Genomic DNA, 15,562 nt, shown 5'->3' on the forward strand with positions numbered 1-15,562 from the left:
AACCCTACTTAATTAACCCTTCGGTGTCGCCCCAAATTGCTCGATGAGGATAGAGGTTAACAGCGATTTTAGATCCTCACAGGGAATCCCTTTTTGTACACAGCTGCCTAGGTGAGCATCTTTACCCACTTTACCCCCCATGTAGAGGTCAACTCCCTCCACGGTTTTGCCGTCTTTGCGAGCTTTTGTCCCCATCAAACCGATATCGGCCACTTGGGGTTGTCCGCAGGAGTTAGGGCAACCGGTCCAGTGCATACGCACACCCCGGGGGATATTTAATTCAGCATCTAACTGACGAATCAAGTCCACAGCCTTATTTTTGGTTTCAATCAGGGCAAAATTGCAGAATTGCGCCCCCGTACAGGAAACGAGCGCTCGTTGTAAAGGAGTAGGATTGGGGGTAAACTTAGCCAGTAAAGGCTCGGTTAAAAGAGTCGCCATATTTTCAGCCGCTATATTAGGAATAATCACGTTTTGTTCCACGGTTAAACGTAATTCTCCGCTGCCATACACTTCGGCAATCCGGGCTAAATCGAACATATCATCGGCAAATAGACGACCAACGGGAACACAAAGACCGATATAGCTCAATTCCTCCTGTTTTTGGGGAAAAACTCCTAAATGATCCCGTTTTTCCCAGTCAATTGCGTCTTTTTCCGCTGCCGTTGCCAAGGGATAACCTAGGTGATTAGCCACCCGCGTGCGGAATTCCTCAATTCCCCACTCATCAATTAACCACATTAAACGGGATTTTTGACGATTGGCACGCAATCCGTTATCGCGGTAAACCTCCAAAATCCCTCGGCATAAATCCACCACCTCCTGATTAGGTCTCACCCAAACATTCATAGGAATTGCCGCTTCACAGCGTTTAGCCGAGAAAAAGCCACCTACTACGACATTAAAGCCTAATTCTCCCTCTTTATAGGCAGGAACAAAGGCAATATCGTTAATTTCCGCATGAACGGAATTATCCCGTCCCCCCTCGATGGCAATATTAAATTTGCGGGGCAGATTGCTAAATTGATAATTACCTTGACCGTAGTTGGTAATCATATCTTGGACTTTTTGGACTAATTCCCTGGTGTCAATTAATTCATCTGCGTCTAGTCCTGCCATGGGTGAACCGGTAATATTTCTGACATTATCCATGCCCGATTGTACCGAAGTCATACCCACGGATTTTAGTCGTTGGAAAATATCAGGAATATCTTCGATACGAATACCGCGTAATTGTAGGTTTTGACGAGTAGTAATATCGGCATTGCCATCATCGCCGTAACGCTGCACAATTTCCCCTAAAACGCGCATTTGCTCACTGCTAATAATGCCGTTAGGAACCCGTAAACGCATCATGAATTTGCCCGGGGTGACAGGACGATAAAAAACTCCCACCCATTTTAAGCGATGTTCTAAATCGGTTTTATCCATCGCTTCCCAACCGATTTGGGCAAAATGCTCCAGTTCATCTTTAATGGCTAATCCGTCTTTTTCGGCTTTAAATTTCTCGAATTTATTGAGAGTTGTTCCATCTTTTTCAGCTGCTTGTACCACGAATCTATCTCCTTCTGGTTTGTGGGTGTAATTGTTCTAGTTGGTGCGGGTTAGAAATGAAGAAATCCGGATTTAACAATAAGTATTCTGTAAAATACTGTCGTCATTAGCAAAAATTTAGTAATTTACCTAGTCTCTATTTGTTATTTAATTCTTTTTAACTTGGGTGATTTTGTATTGTTTGTAACAGAAATCTCCTAACCATCGTGTTTAGGCATTTATATCATGCAGTAAGTGCATTGAGGTGGGGAAGTGGGGTGTGGGGTGTGGGGTGTGGGGAGATGGGAGAATAAATAAAAATAATCTCCTGCCTTCTGCCGACCGCCTTCTGCTTTCTGTCTCCTTTGAATTTTCCTAAGCGAGAAACTTAACCAACTCCTCTAATTTTTGCCAAGCTAACCCACTGGCTAAAATCTCGCGTGCGAGGGCGAAACCAGCAGCATGATCGCCAAAAGTGACTTTTTCTGCCACCTGTAGGGCAAGAGAGGCATTAATCGCCACAGCATCCCGTTGAGCGGGCGTTCCCCCCCCTTGCAGGACATTTTTGAGGATTTCGGCATTTTCTGGCACTTCCCCGCCTTTAAGGGCATTTAAACTGGCTCTGGGGATAGCAATTGACAAGGGATCGATCGCCGACGAAATCACCTCGCCATTATTTAATAAAGCCATATCGGTCAGATCTCCTAACCCCACCTCGTCGAGTTTTTCCCGGCCGTGAACAATAATCGCCTTTGGGGTTCCCATTTGTGCCAAAGCTGTGGCCATCGGGGTGAGAAATTGCTGGTCATAAACCCCGATAACTTGACCTGTGGGACGGAGAGGATTAACTAGAGGGCCCAGAAGATTAAAAACCGTGCGAACTTTCAGGGTTTTGCGGAGATTAGCCACACTTTTCAGGGCTGGATGCCAACCGGGGGCAAAAAGAAAGGTCACTCCCACCCCATCTAAGGCCGCCGCCACCTTCTCGCCAGGGGTGCTTAAATTAACCCCAAGATATTCTAAAACATCGGCCGAACCGACTTTACTGGAGGCCGAGCGATTGCCGTGTTTAGCCACTTTTACGCCCCCGGCGGCCGCCACAAAAGCCACGGCAGTGGAAATATTAAAGGTTGAGGCCCCGTCACCGCCGGTGCCACAGGTATCGATAACGGGAGTAGTATGGGGTTTAGGGTCTTCTAAGCGAGATTGTTGCCGTAAAACTCCGGCCATTCCCGCTAATTCGGCGGCCGAGACTCCTTTTGCTTGCAAAGCCGCTAAAATCGCCCCCGATAAAACTTCGGGAATCTGGCCGTTTAACCATCCGGTCATTAATTCTTCAGCTTGGTTAAGGGAAAGGGATTTTCGATCGAGTAGTTGCTGCAGTAGGTTTGGCCAGTCTGGAGTGGTCATCGCTGTTCCATTGGTGTGGGGAGGGGGCGATATACTATCATAGCGGTTTGTCTGGAGAATCGATCGCTCCTAGTAAGTAGCTGGTTATAATTAAATTAAAAATGAATTTTAGGTTCGATCCCCCCTGCCCCCCTTGATAAGGGGGGTGCCGATCCCCCCTTAGTCCCCCCTTAATAAGGGGGGTGGGGATCCCCCCTTAATCCCCCCTTGATAAGGGGGGCATCTGATAACTTTTAACGCCTACCTACTTAATTTTTACTTTAAATCGAGCAAACCCTGTTCTTTTAACTTGGGATTAAAACGAATTTCCATCTGTACTCCCCGTTTTTCTAGGGTTGATAAAATATCGTTTTCTACTCGTCTGGATACCTGTTTTAATAACTTGATTTGCCCTACTTCGTCAGCACTTTGATAAATTTCTTTTTCTGTCTCAGTCATGGCTAATTTAGCATCAATTGGTTCTGTCCAGAGTTTTTCATTGCCGATTACTGCCTGACTTTCTCTTAGCCAAGCTTGTTTAATCGATTCGAGAATAGTCCGATTAGGACGCTCAATCAACTGGATTTTTAGCCAATAACAAGCTTGGGGCTGTCGGGCAAGATGTTGTTTTAAACTGAGATAAATATCACGAGAATAGCCGACAAACTCTAAGACTTGCTCTCGATCAAAAATGGCATAAACCCCGATTTTTCCCTGGAAATCAGCACAGATATTACCCGTGGCATCTAGGTAGGGAATATATTCTAATTGTTCGAGATTAGCAAAAGTATCAGGCTCGTTCATAATTAACTGTCGATAATTGGTTGGAGATAAGTCGGTAGGTGTTAAAAACTTTCAGATACCCCGCTGATCAAGTAGGTTGATTCAAGGTAGAGTTGATTCAAGGTAGAGTTGATTCAAGGTAGAGTTGATTCAAGGTAGAGTTGATTCAAGGTAGGGTTGATTCATGAATCAACCCTACCCGTTTAAAATTGTACCAAAAAGTTTTAGGCTAAATTAGTCCCCAAAAATGATCAATTCTCAATGCCTACTGCTTCTCTTAACGAAATTGTTCACGCGGCCCTCAGTGGTCAAGTGGTTTCTTTTCCCACGGATACAGTCCCCGCTTTAGCGGTTTCTCCCCCCTATGCTGCCTTAGTTTTTGCCGCTAAAAAACGGACTTTTGATAAACCTTTAATTCTCATGGCGGCCTCAGCAGCAGATTTATGGGATTATGTCAAGGGAAATCAGGAAGAAAGGGAAATTTGGCGGCAAATGACCGAAAAACACTGGCCCGGCTCCCTAACTTTGGTTTTACCTGCTTCTGAAAAAGTACCAAAAGTTCTTAACCCGAAGGATCCTAGCACGATCGGGATCCGAGTTCCCGCTCATGCGATCGCAAGAGAAATTCTCGGTCGAACTGGTGTTTTAGCGACCACAAGTGCTAATCTGTCAGGACAAGAGCCTTTATTAACTCCAGAGGCGATTATGACTACTTTTCCCTCGGTGACGGTCTTAGCACCCACAGAAAGGCAAGCATGGGGAATAATCAATAGTGGACAACCCTCCACCGTCGCACGTTGGCAATGTCAAAGATGGGATATCTTACGACAAGGGGCAGTTTTTCTGTAAATATGGACGATATTGACGCTTTAAAACGGGAATTACAGCAAACTCGCCTCGCTTATCACCTGGCCGTGGCAATTAATCACCTCAAAAGCAGTTTTTTAGGACGGGTTGCCCACGAATTGCGATCGCCATTGAGCAGTATGATCAGTCTCCATCAAATGATTCTGGCCGATCTTTGTGAAAGTCCGGCCGAGGAAAGGGAATTTATCGCCCAGGGACAACTGGCGGGCCGTAAACTGATGGCAATGCTCGATGAGATGATTAATCTCTCTAAACTAGAGTCTGGTACTATACCTCTCGATCAAGAAATTTTTTCTTTAACTAAACTCTGGCAAGATTGGGCAAGTTTAACCTATTTACAGGCAGCTAACCGCAATATTCAGCTTAAATTTAGCCCTTTAACCGATGATATTGCTATTATTGCCGATTATCAGCGTTTATACTCCGCTCTTGTCCTTCTAGTCGATGCAGCGATCACCAACTTAACGAGCGGCTCTATTTGTATATCGGTAAGCGCCCTTGGCGAGAAAAAAGTCACTATTGTCCTAGAATTTCCGGGGGAAATCGCTCTCTGGCAAATGCCAGAAATTTCCCCCTTGAGTTTAGAATCAAAGCCGGAAGAAGTCAAACAATTTACTCAAGCTCTCGGTCTTTCTCCCGGTCTTAAATTTCAGTTAGCGAAAGGCATTATCGAAGTCTCGGGGGGGGAAATGAGCTTAGATCAAATCGATAACAATAGTCAGGACAAGCTCACACGGATCGTTTTTTCTTTACCTCGATCGCCGGATAGGCAAACTCCTCGGGATAACGATTAAATAATACCATCGTCGTGGTGGCGTTGCTTTGGAAACCAATGCGCTGGTAAAAATTTTCTTGATTAGTAGTCATCAAATAGACTCTTTCCACCCGATTTATTCGGGGATGGGCCAAAACTGTTTCTACTAATTTACGCCCTAAACCGGCTCCCTGATAATCGGGATGAACGATCACATCCCAAATAGTGGCCCGATAAATGCCGTCAGAAATGGCGCGAGCAAAACCAATTAATTGCCGCTCATTCCACACCGTCACCACCGGATCACTATAGTCAATTGCGGTTTCTAAATCTTCTAAACGGCGATCAATTGCCCAAAATGCGGTTAAATTAAATAATTCTCGTAGTTGCAATAGATCTATCTTGCTTTTATCCTCGTCAAACTGAATCCGACTACAATCAACCATGATATTTCCTTAGTCTAAGACTAAAAAATAAAAGAGGATTCACGCTCGATCGGGCTGATTTATGAGCAATTTCCCCTAATCTATGTGTTTGATTATACTAAATGTCTAAGATAATCTCTAGTTTATTTATCGTGATTTCTTGACAAGTTATTAATCAGTGATCGGGAGTCAGGAGATAGGAGTCGGTCGTCAGGAGATTATTTTTATTTATTCTTCCCACACCCCACACCCGTTCGGCTGAGCTCACGGCCGAAGCCCACACCCCACACCCGTTCGGCTGAGCTCACGGCCGAAGCCCACTTCCCACACCCATTACCCCACACCCCACACCCCACTTCCCCACACCCCACACCCCACACCCTACACCCGTTCGGCTGAGCTCACGGCCGAAGCCCACACCCCACTTCCCCACACCCCACACCAATGCTTAACAATCAAAGATATTCGCCGGTGTCTGTCATTTGTTTAGGGGAAATCCTCTATGATCTAATTGCCGATCAAAGCGATCGCGCTATAGAGCAAGTAACTTCTTGGACAACCTACGCCGGGGGTGCGCCGGCAAACGTGGCCTGTGGATTGCGAAAATTGGGCATAAATTCGGCTTTTATCGGTTGTGTGGGCAAAGATCAACCCGGAGAACAGTTAATCGCCTTGCTAGACGCTCTCGGAGTCGATACCACTGGTGTACAGTATCATGCCACCCTACCCACCCGACAAGTTTATGTCACCCGCGATGCTGGGGGAGACAGACATTTTGCGGGTTTTGGCGGCAGAAAAACGACTGATTTTGCCGATACTGCCCTTAATGCTGACCTATTGCCCGAAAATCTGTTTAAAAATGCCGATTATCTAGTGATGGGAACCCTAGGGTTAGCCTATCCCCTTTCCCGCCGGGCAATGCAACGCGCCCTCGAATTGGCTAAAATTTACGGAGTGAAAGTATTGATCGATATCAACTGGCGGCCGGTTTTTTGGCCTAATCTTGAGGCTGCCCCTGATATCATTCGAGATTTTATCGTCCAGGCCGATTTGCTCAAATGTAGCGAGGAAGAAGCATCATGGTTATTTGGCACTGATACCCCTGGAGAAATATCATCACAATACCCCAATTTAGGGGCAATTCTGGTTACGCGCGGCGCAAAAGGTTGTAAATATCATTTAGGCGAAAATAGCGGCAATGTGGAGGCTTTTCCCGGGGAAGTAGTGGATACAACCGGGGCGGGGGATGGCTTTGTGGCGGGTTTTTTGGCTCGTGCCGGTCTTGGAGGCGATAAAATCGAGGAAAATGCCGATTTAGCGCGTAAGGCGGTGATTTATGCCTGTGCGGTGGGGGCAATGGTGACAAGAAGAGCAGGCGCGATCGCATCCCAACCGACTCGGGAACAGGTGGAGGAGTTTCTAGCGGCCTTTGACTCCTAGAAACTAGCCCTTATTTGCCAGTTTTTTGGTCAAACCAGTCTAAAACCCGATTCCATGCCCACCAGCGATCGCTATCGCCCCACTGACGCTGACAGGATAAACTGCTGATATAACCCACATGACCACCGTGGTTGGTTAAGAGTAGATCCACGTGGGGATTATCAGCGATCGCTGCTTGCAGATCGGGAATAACTGCGGGGGAAAAGAGGGGATCATCGGCCGCATAGAGGATAAAAGTGGGTTTAGTTAAATAGGGTTGAAAGGGCAAGGGACTACTAGCGGCATAATAGTCATAGACTGTCTCAAATCCTAGCTTTTTAATCACTAATTCTCGATCGAATCCTGCAATCGTGGTGGCGCGAGTAATTGCTTCGGGATCGATATGATCGGGATGGGCTTTATGGATGCGTTTGGCTAACTTGCGTAGTTCCCTGGCGATCGCTTTTTCCAAATGTTTCCCCCAGGTATCCCGGACGAGATAGGATAAGGAACGATTAGAGTCTAAATTAGGACAAATTACCGCCCCACCACCGATATGGGCGGGATCGATCCCCATATCTTCCTGATTCTCTGCCGATTTAATTCCCCAGAGGGCTAATTGTCCCCCCAGAGAGTAACCTGTGAACCAAAAAGGAGCGGGACAGCCCATTTTTTGAGCTTGGGCGGCAATATGAATGAAATCTAGCCCTTCATAGATGCCATCGGAGGTGAGAGTCGGGGATAATTCGGCTGTCTTACCGTGGGCCCGCCAATCGAAGAGGACGACCGCGTAGTTTCTCGCTACGGCTTTTCTGCCTAAAATCCTTAAAAACCATTGATTATCTAAGTCTCCCGTGATGCCGTAGGTCCCGATAATTGTTCCTTTCGCTTGCGGGGGAATGGAAACAATCCCGTAGATGGGGACGGCATTGGCCCCGGTGAAAATGGTTTCTTGATAGACTGGTTCGGGAATAGCGATCGTATTTTGCCAGGTTTCTCGCGCTTTTAGGGACACATAGAGAGTCATGGCAAAACCGTTTTTCAGCAATGGGGGCGGAGTGTAGGTGAGATTATCGGTCTTCGTCCTCGGATGGGCAATCATGGCAGCACAGGGGAATCTAAAAGTCAAGAGGGGGAAACAAAAATTAACTTATGTCCACCGCTTTCTTAAAAATTGTAAAGCAAATTGTCCCAAGCAGCGAGCAACTCTGGCAGGGCAGTGGCCGACCAATTGCCCTCACAACCGCGACCTTGATAGAGAATCAATCGCAGGGAATAATTATCAGGAAATCCTGCCGCTTCTAACCATAAAAGCTCGCTTTCCGCTTCACAAGCAATACTTTCTTCATCCATTAATTCTGTGGCCATGGCCGCCATAGTTGCGGTCAATTGTGATAGTAACCGACGCAAATCTTGCCACTCTGCCTCGGTTAATTCGATCGCCCAATCATCGCCACCAATTAATCCTTTATAAACGGCTGCCGTAGGATTCCAACCCAGGCGCCAACCCGAACCATACTTGAGAATTTTTTCCATAATTTTCTAGAATTTTAATAGGTCAGCATCTCCCGGTTTTGATAATGATGGACGAGGGGGAGAGGGACTAGGAGAAGGACTAGGATTGGGGGTTTCTTGGGGGAGAATAGCGGGGTTATAAATTTCGACTAGAAGGGTGACTAACTGCTGCCGTTGACGACGATTAAGACTGTTCATCGCTTTGATATCGGCAGCCATCGGGTTAACGGTAAGGGTTGCTTGTCCGGGATAGTTTTCTTCGCTGATTTTCTCGTTCACTCCTAGGTAATCCCCTAGGGTTAATTGCCAATCAAAACGGATGAGAGTAAATCTTTTTTTGGTATCTTGATGATAACGAAGAAAGCGACTGATTAGGGTATTATTCGGATCGATCGCTCCTGTCTCTCGACGGATATAGTTGTTTTCTTTCGGTAAATCTGGCATTGCTTGGTAAATTTGTTGGGCAACTGTTTCGGGGCGTTGAATTTGGCTCATCCCGGTGGATTGCCACGATAACCACCAGACAAATATCCCTATCACTAGGCAGAATACTAATAATACTATTCGCTTAATTTTCAGGTTTTTAGGTAATTTTAATAGCATATTGATCAAGAATAAATTGAGCGGAACCTTTTTATAAATAGTGTCACACAAAGATTGCCATTCATCGCGGCTAGATTTTCCGAAACTTTTAGAACACTTGTACTAAGCTGTCCAGCCAAGTTTTCCACCATACTGTAATTCTTGGGCTGCCCATTTCTCCATTTTTTTGCTGACCTCCACCTTGATTCTTTCTTTCAAAACTATAGCTATCAATCGTTTCCCCTTTTTTTAAGTTTCTTCTCTTTTTGTTAAGAAATATCTGACTAATCGATAGGGGGGATCGAACCCAAAATCTATCTTCATATTTAATTAGAACCACTTACTTAAAACCCAGAGGGTTTTTGCTAGGGTAGATAACCCCAAGACTGGCAATCGCCCCCAGCCGGCTGCTGTAAAATAGGAAGGATAGATAAAACTCAGGAGAAAAGACCCCAGTGCCGTACAACCCCGCAGAAATCGAACAGAAATGGCAGAAGATTTGGCAGCAAATGGGATTGGACAAAACCCCAGAAAACGCCGATAAACCGAAATTTTACGCCCTCTCCATGTTCCCCTATCCATCAGGCAACCTGCACATGGGTCACGTTCGTAACTATACTATCACCGATGTGATTGCCCGTCTGAAAAGAATGCAGGGTTATCGCGTCCTGCATCCCATGGGGTGGGATGCTTTCGGATTACCCGCAGAAAATGCCGCTATTGAAAGGGGAGTTCCTCCGGCAAAATGGACTGATCAAAATATTGCCCAGATGAAACGGCAATTACAACAGTTAGGATTATCTATCGATTGGGAAAGAGAAGTTGCCACCTGTTCCCCGGAATATTATCGTTGGACCCAATGGCTATTTTTACAGTTTTTTGAATCAGGATTAGCCTACCAAAAAGAAGCGGCAGTGAATTGGGATCCTATCGATCAAACTGTCTTGGCCAATGAACAGGTAGATAGTGAAGGAAAATCTTGGCGATCGGGTGCTAAAGTAGAAAGAAAATTACTCCGGCAATGGTTCCTAAAAATCACCGATTATGCCGAACAATTACTCACTGATTTAGATAAACTTACCGGTTGGCCAGAACGGGTTAAAACCATGCAGGCCAACTGGATTGGTAAATCGGTAGGTGCTTATTTAGAATTTCCTCTTGTTAACTCCACAGAAAAAATTGCCGTTTTTACCACTCGTCCCGATACGGTTTATGGAGTCACTTATGTGGTACTTGCTCCCGAACATCCCTTAACTTTACAAGTTACCACTCCCGAACAAAAATCGGCCGTAGAAACTTTTATTCAAGAGATAGCCAGCGAAAGCGAATTAGAAAGAACTGCCGAAGATAAACCCAAACGCGGTATTAAAACCGGAGGACTGGCAATTAATCCTTTTACTGGTGAAGAAATTCCGATTTTAATTGCTGATTATGTCCTCTACGAATACGGTACTGGTGCAGTAATGGGAGTCCCGGCTCACGACAGTCGCGATTTTAAATTCGCTCAGGAAAATAACCTACCAATTAAGATAGTTATTACTCCAGAAAGTGGCGAAATTGAGTTAAAAGAGGCCTATACAGAAGCAGGAATTATGATTAATTCCGCTCAATTTAATGGACTGAATTCTACAGCAGGAAAAACCGCTATTATTGATTATGCCACTGCCCAAGGTTACGGCAAAGCTAGAATACAATATCGCCTCCGGGATTGGTTAATTTCCCGTCAAAGATATTGGGGTTGTCCGATTCCAGTTATCCACTGTCCTAACTGTGGAACCGTACCAGTACCTATCGATAATTTACCCGTTACTTTACCGGAAAATGTCGAATTTAGCGGTCGAGGTGCTTCTCCTTTAGCCAAATTAGAAGACTGGGTAAATGTGGATTGTCCTCGCTGTGGCACTCCCGCAAAACGGGAAACCGACACTATGGATACTTTCATCGATTCTAGTTGGTATTTCCTCCGTTATACCGATGCTAAAAATGAAGATATACCCTTTCAATTCGAGAAGGTTAATGATTGGATGCCCGTGGATCAATACGTCGGAGGAATCGAACACGCTATCCTACATTTACTCTATTCTCGTTTCTTTACCAAAGTTTTAAGAGACCGAGGTTTAGTTAATGTCGATGAACCTTTTAACCGTCTATTAACCCAGGGAATGGTACAGGGATTAACCTACAAAAATCCCGAAACTGGCAAATATGTCCCCGCAGAAAATGTTATCTATAAAGAGGATAAATATTGCGATAAAGACACGGGAGAAGTTCTATCTTTCTTCTTTGAAAAAATGTCTAAGTCGAAATATAACGGCGTTGATCCTCTGAAAGTTCTCGAAAAATACGGGGCCGATACTGCCCGAATGTTTATACTTTTTACCGCACCCCCAGAAAAAGATTTACAGTGGGATGATGCGGGGGTAGAAGGACAATTTCGCTTTCTTAATCGGGTGTGGCGTTTAGTCAGCGAATATATTGAAAATAAACCCAAGCAAGTCAAAAAAATAGAAACTTTCTCGAAAACTGACAAGGATTTAAGACGGGCAATTCACACCGCTATTAAAGAAATCTCCGAGGATTTAGAAGGAGATTATCAATTTAATACCGCCATTTCCGAATTGATGAAACTCAGTAACGCTTTAGGGGATAATAAGTGTTTTGCATCCCCCATTTATCGGGAAGGAATCGAAACCCTATTAATCTTACTTTCCCTTTTTGCTCCCCATCTTAGCGAAGAATTATGGCAAGCTTTAGGTCATAGTCAATCAATTCACCTGCAACCCTGGCCAAAAGTTGATCCCACTGCCCTTATTGTGGACGAGATTACCCTTGTCATCCAAATTTTGGGAAAAACCAGAGGCACGATACAAGTTCCCGCTAGTGCCGATAAAAGCACCCTAGAAACCCTCGCCCTGGAATCAGAAATCGCCCAACGTTATTTAGAGGGTAAGGAAATCAAAAAAGTGATTGTTGTCCCGGGCAAATTAGTTAATTTTGTCGTGGTTTAAATGACAGCAATTATCACAATGGTAGGGAATTAATAACCTTTTCAGTTATCAGTAACCAGTCAGATTAACACTTTAGATGGCAAAATAGAAACTATACAATCAGTATTGTCTGTAAATAAGAATAACCTATGGATATTGAATCAACTAAAGTTACTCCCGAAGAAATTGCCCAGTTTCGCGCTGAATTGGCAGACAATCCAAGTGCGATCGCTGCTTTGGATGCGATTGAAGAATGCGAAGGTTATCTTGAGGATGCTGTACCTTTACTGCTAATGCGAGAAACTGGTACAGAACCAGATAGATCTATTGGCGATTTACTCAAAAAATGTCGCCAATTTATCTGTCAAGAGGAAGTTAGAGAAGGCTTACAATCGGGTATGATTGCACCTTTTATAGAACCGATTTCTGTGAGTGCTGGTATTCCTGTTGGTGTAGCGACAGCTATCGGTATTTGTGCTTTTAAGTTGGGTATGAAAAAGGTTTGTGCTAATTCTGAAACTTAAATCCCTGTAGCGATAAAACCTGCCCAGTAATAAGGACTTATAAAAGGATGGGGTTGGCGTTGTTTTATTTGTTTCAATGATTGTTCATATCGTAGGCGTTGTCCTGGTCGCAGTTGGGCAAGATGTTTGTCTATTTGCGGCTGATATTGCTCCAGAAATTTGTCCAATTCCTCAATAGTTAAATTCTGCAACCAATTTTGTGCAGTTTTTAAAGCAACTGGTACAGAAACTTGCTGATTCTCATCAAATAAAATCTCATATAATTTAATCATCAAGAAGGAGGTTGATAGGTCATCAACTGTCCATAAACTACTGACAACGCTGGGACTTCCCGCAAACAGAAAACCACTGGGTAAACCGATATATTCATCGCTGATAGAGTTTATATCAATCATGCCAGTTTCGCAAGCGGAAAGGGTGATAAGGCGGCATTTATGCAAGCGCAGTTCAAAGATTTCGCCTAATGTTAAGGGTTCCTTATTCGCTAAAAATAAGGCGGATTCAAGGGGATTAGCTGGGTTAAAGCTTCCATGACAGGAGAAGTGATAACAGTGGTTATCGGAGGATTTGAGGTGAGGAAGAACAACGTTTTTGGTGGCGTTATCTTGGGCGATAACTTGAGGTTCAGTAAAGAAAGTTGAGAGGATATTAACTTCTAAATCGGTGTAAAATAAGTCTTTGGTGGGGTTTTGAATAGCGAACAGTTTATTAAAGTCGGAATGGTGAAAAGTTTGGGAGATTTTTTGCAAGATTTGACAACTAGGGGCATATTGTACACCCTTGGGAAATAAATCTTGTAATTCTGATCCCCCCCAACCCCCCTTAAAAAGGGGGGAGTTAGAGGGAGAAATATTAGAAAGGGGGGAGTTAGAGGGAGAAATATTAGAAAGGGGGGAGTTAGAGGGAGAAATATTAGAAAGGGGGGAGTTAGAGGGAGAAATATTAGAAAGGGGGGAGTTAGAGACGGGGAAAGCGTGAATAGGGAGAATGTGCAGAAATACATGGGGGATAATAATTAAGCGTTGACAAGTATCGGGAATGAGGGCAAGAATATCATTAATATGCAGAGTATCAGCAAAAGTCTGTAAGAGGTTAGACAGTTGATTTCTCCATTCTTGTTTGCCATTTTTGGAGTAGTAAAGCTGTCGATAATTGTTGATTGTATCAAATAATTGATTTATATCATCTTCGGAAGATTGCCAAACTTTAACCTCTCCCTCAGCAGACACGACAAAAGTGAGTATTTTCTCCCTTGTAATGTACCATTGCAGCAGACAAGTTTCAGCATCAGTTAAAGCCTGAATTTCTGTAAATGGAATAGGCTCAACTTTTTGAGTGAGGTTAAAGAGAGGATCTTTAATTTCTCTTGCAATAAAATTATCTAAGTCTTGTTGATATTCTTTCAGATAACTATGATCTTGAACGTAGGGAGTTAAGTTATCACGACCCATTAAATTCTGGTTAATGCTTTGATGTTGTAAGCGGATTTGCTCGTTAACAACTCGTTGTTTTAATTCATTTAATTGGGCGATAATTTCTTGACTAACGCCTTGGGGGTGCAGATTTTTCTGAGTCATTAATTCCACCAGATTACGCCCTTTACTGCGTTCGATATATTCTAATGCCTTCTCAGGCTGATTGAGATTAAGATGGGCTTGTACGATGCGATAAAAAACATCAATAGCATTGGATAAAACCTCTTGGCGACTTTGGGGGTTAAGGGCTTCTAAGCGGGCATTCTCTACCGCTTCAATGGCAGTATTATAGGCTTCTGTGGCCGGTTGCCATTGTTTTTGATCGTAGTGTAGGTTAGCTAAATTACGGGCAGTTAGTAAACAATTGAGGGGATCACTGTCTTTAGTATAGATTTGTAAGGCATTGTGATAAGACTTGATCGCCCTTTCTAAATTCTCTGCTTTCTCCCCTCTGATTCTGTCACGGTAAGCAGTAGCGAGATTATTCTGTGTACCTGCCCAATCTTCGGGAAATGCGTCAAAAGTATAAACTTTCAAAGCTTCTTGGTAGTAGGCGATCGCCTTTTCTAAATTATCAGCTTTATTCCCTCTGATTCTGTCCCTGTAAGCATTGGCGAGATTATTCTGTGTCATTGCCCAATCTTCGGGAAATGCGTCAAAAGTATAAACTTTCAAAGCTTCTTGGTAGTAGGCGATCGCTTTTTCTAAATTATCAGCTTTATCCCCTCTGATTCTGTATGAGTAAGCATTAGCGAGATTATTCTGTGTACTTGCCCATTCTTGGGGAAATGCCTCAAAAGTCCTCACTTTCAAGGCTTCATTGTAACCAGCGATCGCCCTTTCTACATTATCAGCTCTATCACCTCTGATTCGGTCAATGTAAGCACCAGCGAGATTATTCTGTGTACTTGCCCATTCTTGGGGAAATGCGTCATAAGTATAAACTTTCAAAGCTTCATGGCAAGCAGCGATCGCCCTTTCTAAATTCTCAGCTCTATCACCTCTGATTCTGTCACTGTAAGCTAAGGCGAGATTATTCTGTGTACTTGCCCATTCTTGGGGAAATGCCTCAAAAGTCCTCACTTTCAAGGCTTCATTGTAACCAGCGATCGCCCTTTCTACATTATCAGCTTTATCCCCTCTGATTCTGTTACGGTAAGCTTCACCGAGATTATTCTGTGTCATTGCCCAATCTTCGGGAAATGCGTCAAAAGTATAAACTTTCAAAGCTTCTTGGTAGTAGGCGATCGCTTTTTCTAAATTCTCAGCTTTATTCCCTCTGATTCTGTCTGAGTAAGCAGCAGCGAGA

The 15,562-nt window shown here is 44.1% G+C and carries 13 protein-coding genes; 5 read left to right on the forward strand and 8 right to left on the reverse strand.

Annotation, left to right across the window (positions count from 1 at the left end):
* Window positions 1–12: 12 nt before the first annotated feature.
* The 3 genes from IM462_RS00980 to IM462_RS00990 all read right to left on the reverse strand — a co-directional run bounded on the left by IM462_RS00980 (window position 13) and on the right by IM462_RS00990 (window position 3,726).
* The gene (locus IM462_RS00980; protein ID WP_287700502.1) at window positions 13–1,554 is read right to left on the reverse strand and encodes a ferredoxin--nitrite reductase; all 1,542 of its coding nucleotides are present in this window, start codon (window positions 1,552–1,554) and stop codon (window positions 13–15) included.
* A gap of 354 nt (window positions 1,555–1,908) precedes the next feature.
* The gene (gene trpD / locus IM462_RS00985) at window positions 1,909–2,943 is read right to left on the reverse strand and encodes an anthranilate phosphoribosyltransferase (protein ID WP_287700500.1); all 1,035 of its coding nucleotides are present in this window, start codon (window positions 2,941–2,943) and stop codon (window positions 1,909–1,911) included.
* Window positions 2,944–3,198: 255 nt separating this feature from the next.
* Complete coding sequence (locus tag IM462_RS00990) at window positions 3,199–3,726, reverse strand: GIY-YIG nuclease family protein (RefSeq protein ID WP_287700498.1); 528 nt, start codon at window positions 3,724–3,726, stop codon at window positions 3,199–3,201.
* A gap of 240 nt (window positions 3,727–3,966) precedes the next feature.
* On the opposite strand from IM462_RS00990, the gene IM462_RS00995 reads away from it, so the two are divergent.
* Window positions 3,967–4,554 carry an L-threonylcarbamoyladenylate synthase gene (locus tag IM462_RS00995; RefSeq protein WP_130757173.1) on the forward strand — a complete coding sequence of 196 codons (588 nt, stop codon included), beginning with the start codon at window positions 3,967–3,969 and terminating at the stop codon, window positions 4,552–4,554.
* Window positions 4,509–5,366: a sensor histidine kinase gene (locus IM462_RS01000; protein ID WP_287700496.1), complete on the forward strand. Its 858-nt coding sequence runs from the start codon at window positions 4,509–4,511 to the stop codon at window positions 5,364–5,366. The genes IM462_RS00995 and IM462_RS01000 overlap by 46 nt, the downstream gene beginning before the upstream one ends.
* Here the strand turns inward: IM462_RS01000 and IM462_RS01005 are convergent.
* Window positions 5,302–5,772: a GNAT family N-acetyltransferase gene (locus tag IM462_RS01005; RefSeq protein WP_287700494.1), complete on the reverse strand. Its 471-nt coding sequence runs from the start codon at window positions 5,770–5,772 to the stop codon at window positions 5,302–5,304. The genes IM462_RS01000 and IM462_RS01005 overlap by 65 nt on opposite strands.
* Window positions 5,773–6,195: 423 nt before the next feature.
* Between IM462_RS01005 and IM462_RS01010 the strand changes: the two genes are divergently transcribed.
* A complete protein-coding gene (locus IM462_RS01010) occupies window positions 6,196–7,191 on the forward strand; it encodes a carbohydrate kinase family protein (protein WP_287700492.1) in 996 nt (331 codons plus the stop codon).
* 10 nt (window positions 7,192–7,201) lie between these two features.
* Here IM462_RS01010 and IM462_RS01015 read toward each other — a convergent pair whose 3' ends face one another.
* The 3 genes from IM462_RS01015 to IM462_RS01025 form a co-directional block, all read right to left on the reverse strand.
* Window positions 7,202–8,272 carry a YheT family hydrolase gene (locus tag IM462_RS01015; protein WP_287700603.1) on the reverse strand — a complete coding sequence of 357 codons (1,071 nt, stop codon included), beginning with the start codon at window positions 8,270–8,272 and terminating at the stop codon, window positions 7,202–7,204.
* 65 nt (window positions 8,273–8,337) lie between these two features.
* Complete coding sequence (locus IM462_RS01020) at window positions 8,338–8,706, reverse strand: DUF1818 family protein (RefSeq protein WP_287700490.1); 369 nt, start codon at window positions 8,704–8,706, stop codon at window positions 8,338–8,340.
* A gap of 6 nt (window positions 8,707–8,712) precedes the next feature.
* Window positions 8,713–9,288, reverse strand: coding sequence for a hypothetical protein (locus tag IM462_RS01025; protein WP_287700488.1), 576 nt, complete (start codon window positions 9,286–9,288; stop codon window positions 8,713–8,715).
* Window positions 9,289–9,722: 434 nt separating this feature from the next.
* On the opposite strand from IM462_RS01025, the gene leuS reads away from it, so the two are divergent.
* On the forward strand, window positions 9,723–12,275 hold the full coding sequence (gene leuS / locus IM462_RS01030) for a leucine--tRNA ligase (RefSeq protein WP_002775659.1): 2,553 nt from the start codon (window positions 9,723–9,725) through the stop codon (window positions 12,273–12,275).
* A gap of 128 nt (window positions 12,276–12,403) precedes the next feature.
* Window positions 12,404–12,778, forward strand: coding sequence for a hypothetical protein (locus IM462_RS01035; RefSeq protein WP_185240105.1), 375 nt, complete (start codon window positions 12,404–12,406; stop codon window positions 12,776–12,778).
* Here the strand turns inward: IM462_RS01035 and IM462_RS01040 are convergent.
* A partial coding sequence (locus IM462_RS01040) for a CHAT domain-containing protein (protein ID WP_287714763.1) occupies window positions 12,775–15,562 on the reverse strand: 2,788 nt, incomplete at its 5' end. The genes IM462_RS01035 and IM462_RS01040 overlap by 4 nt on opposite strands.

The sequence above is a fragment of the Microcystis sp. M144S2 genome (assembly GCF_020246065.1).
Classification (GTDB): Bacteria; Cyanobacteriota; Cyanobacteriia; order Cyanobacteriales; family Microcystaceae; genus Microcystis; species Microcystis ichthyoblabe_A.

Bases quoted from the DNA above. Each gene is read 5' to 3' on its own strand.
- IM462_RS01000 (WP_287700496.1), top strand. From the start codon at position 4,509: ATGTCAAAGATGGGATATCTTACGACAAGGGGCAGTTTTTCTGTAAAT.
- trpD (WP_287700500.1), bottom strand. From the start codon at position 2,943: ATGACCACTCCAGACTGGCCAAACCTACTGCAGCAACTACTCGATCGA.
- IM462_RS01020 (WP_287700490.1), bottom strand. From the start codon at position 8,706: ATGGAAAAAATTCTCAAGTATGGTTCGGGTTGGCGCCTGGGTTGGAAT.
- IM462_RS00990 (WP_287700498.1), bottom strand. From the start codon at position 3,726: ATGAACGAGCCTGATACTTTTGCTAATCTCGAACAATTAGAATATATT.
- IM462_RS00995 (WP_130757173.1), top strand. From the start codon at position 3,967: ATGCCTACTGCTTCTCTTAACGAAATTGTTCACGCGGCCCTCAGTGGT.
- IM462_RS01025 (WP_287700488.1), bottom strand. From the start codon at position 9,288: ATGCTATTAAAATTACCTAAAAACCTGAAAATTAAGCGAATAGTATTA.
- IM462_RS01035 (WP_185240105.1), top strand. From the start codon at position 12,404: ATGGATATTGAATCAACTAAAGTTACTCCCGAAGAAATTGCCCAGTTT.
- IM462_RS01005 (WP_287700494.1), bottom strand. From the start codon at position 5,772: ATGGTTGATTGTAGTCGGATTCAGTTTGACGAGGATAAAAGCAAGATA.
- IM462_RS01015 (WP_287700603.1), bottom strand. From the start codon at position 8,272: ATGATTGCCCATCCGAGGACGAAGACCGATAATCTCACCTACACTCCG.
- IM462_RS01010 (WP_287700492.1), top strand. From the start codon at position 6,196: ATGCTTAACAATCAAAGATATTCGCCGGTGTCTGTCATTTGTTTAGGG.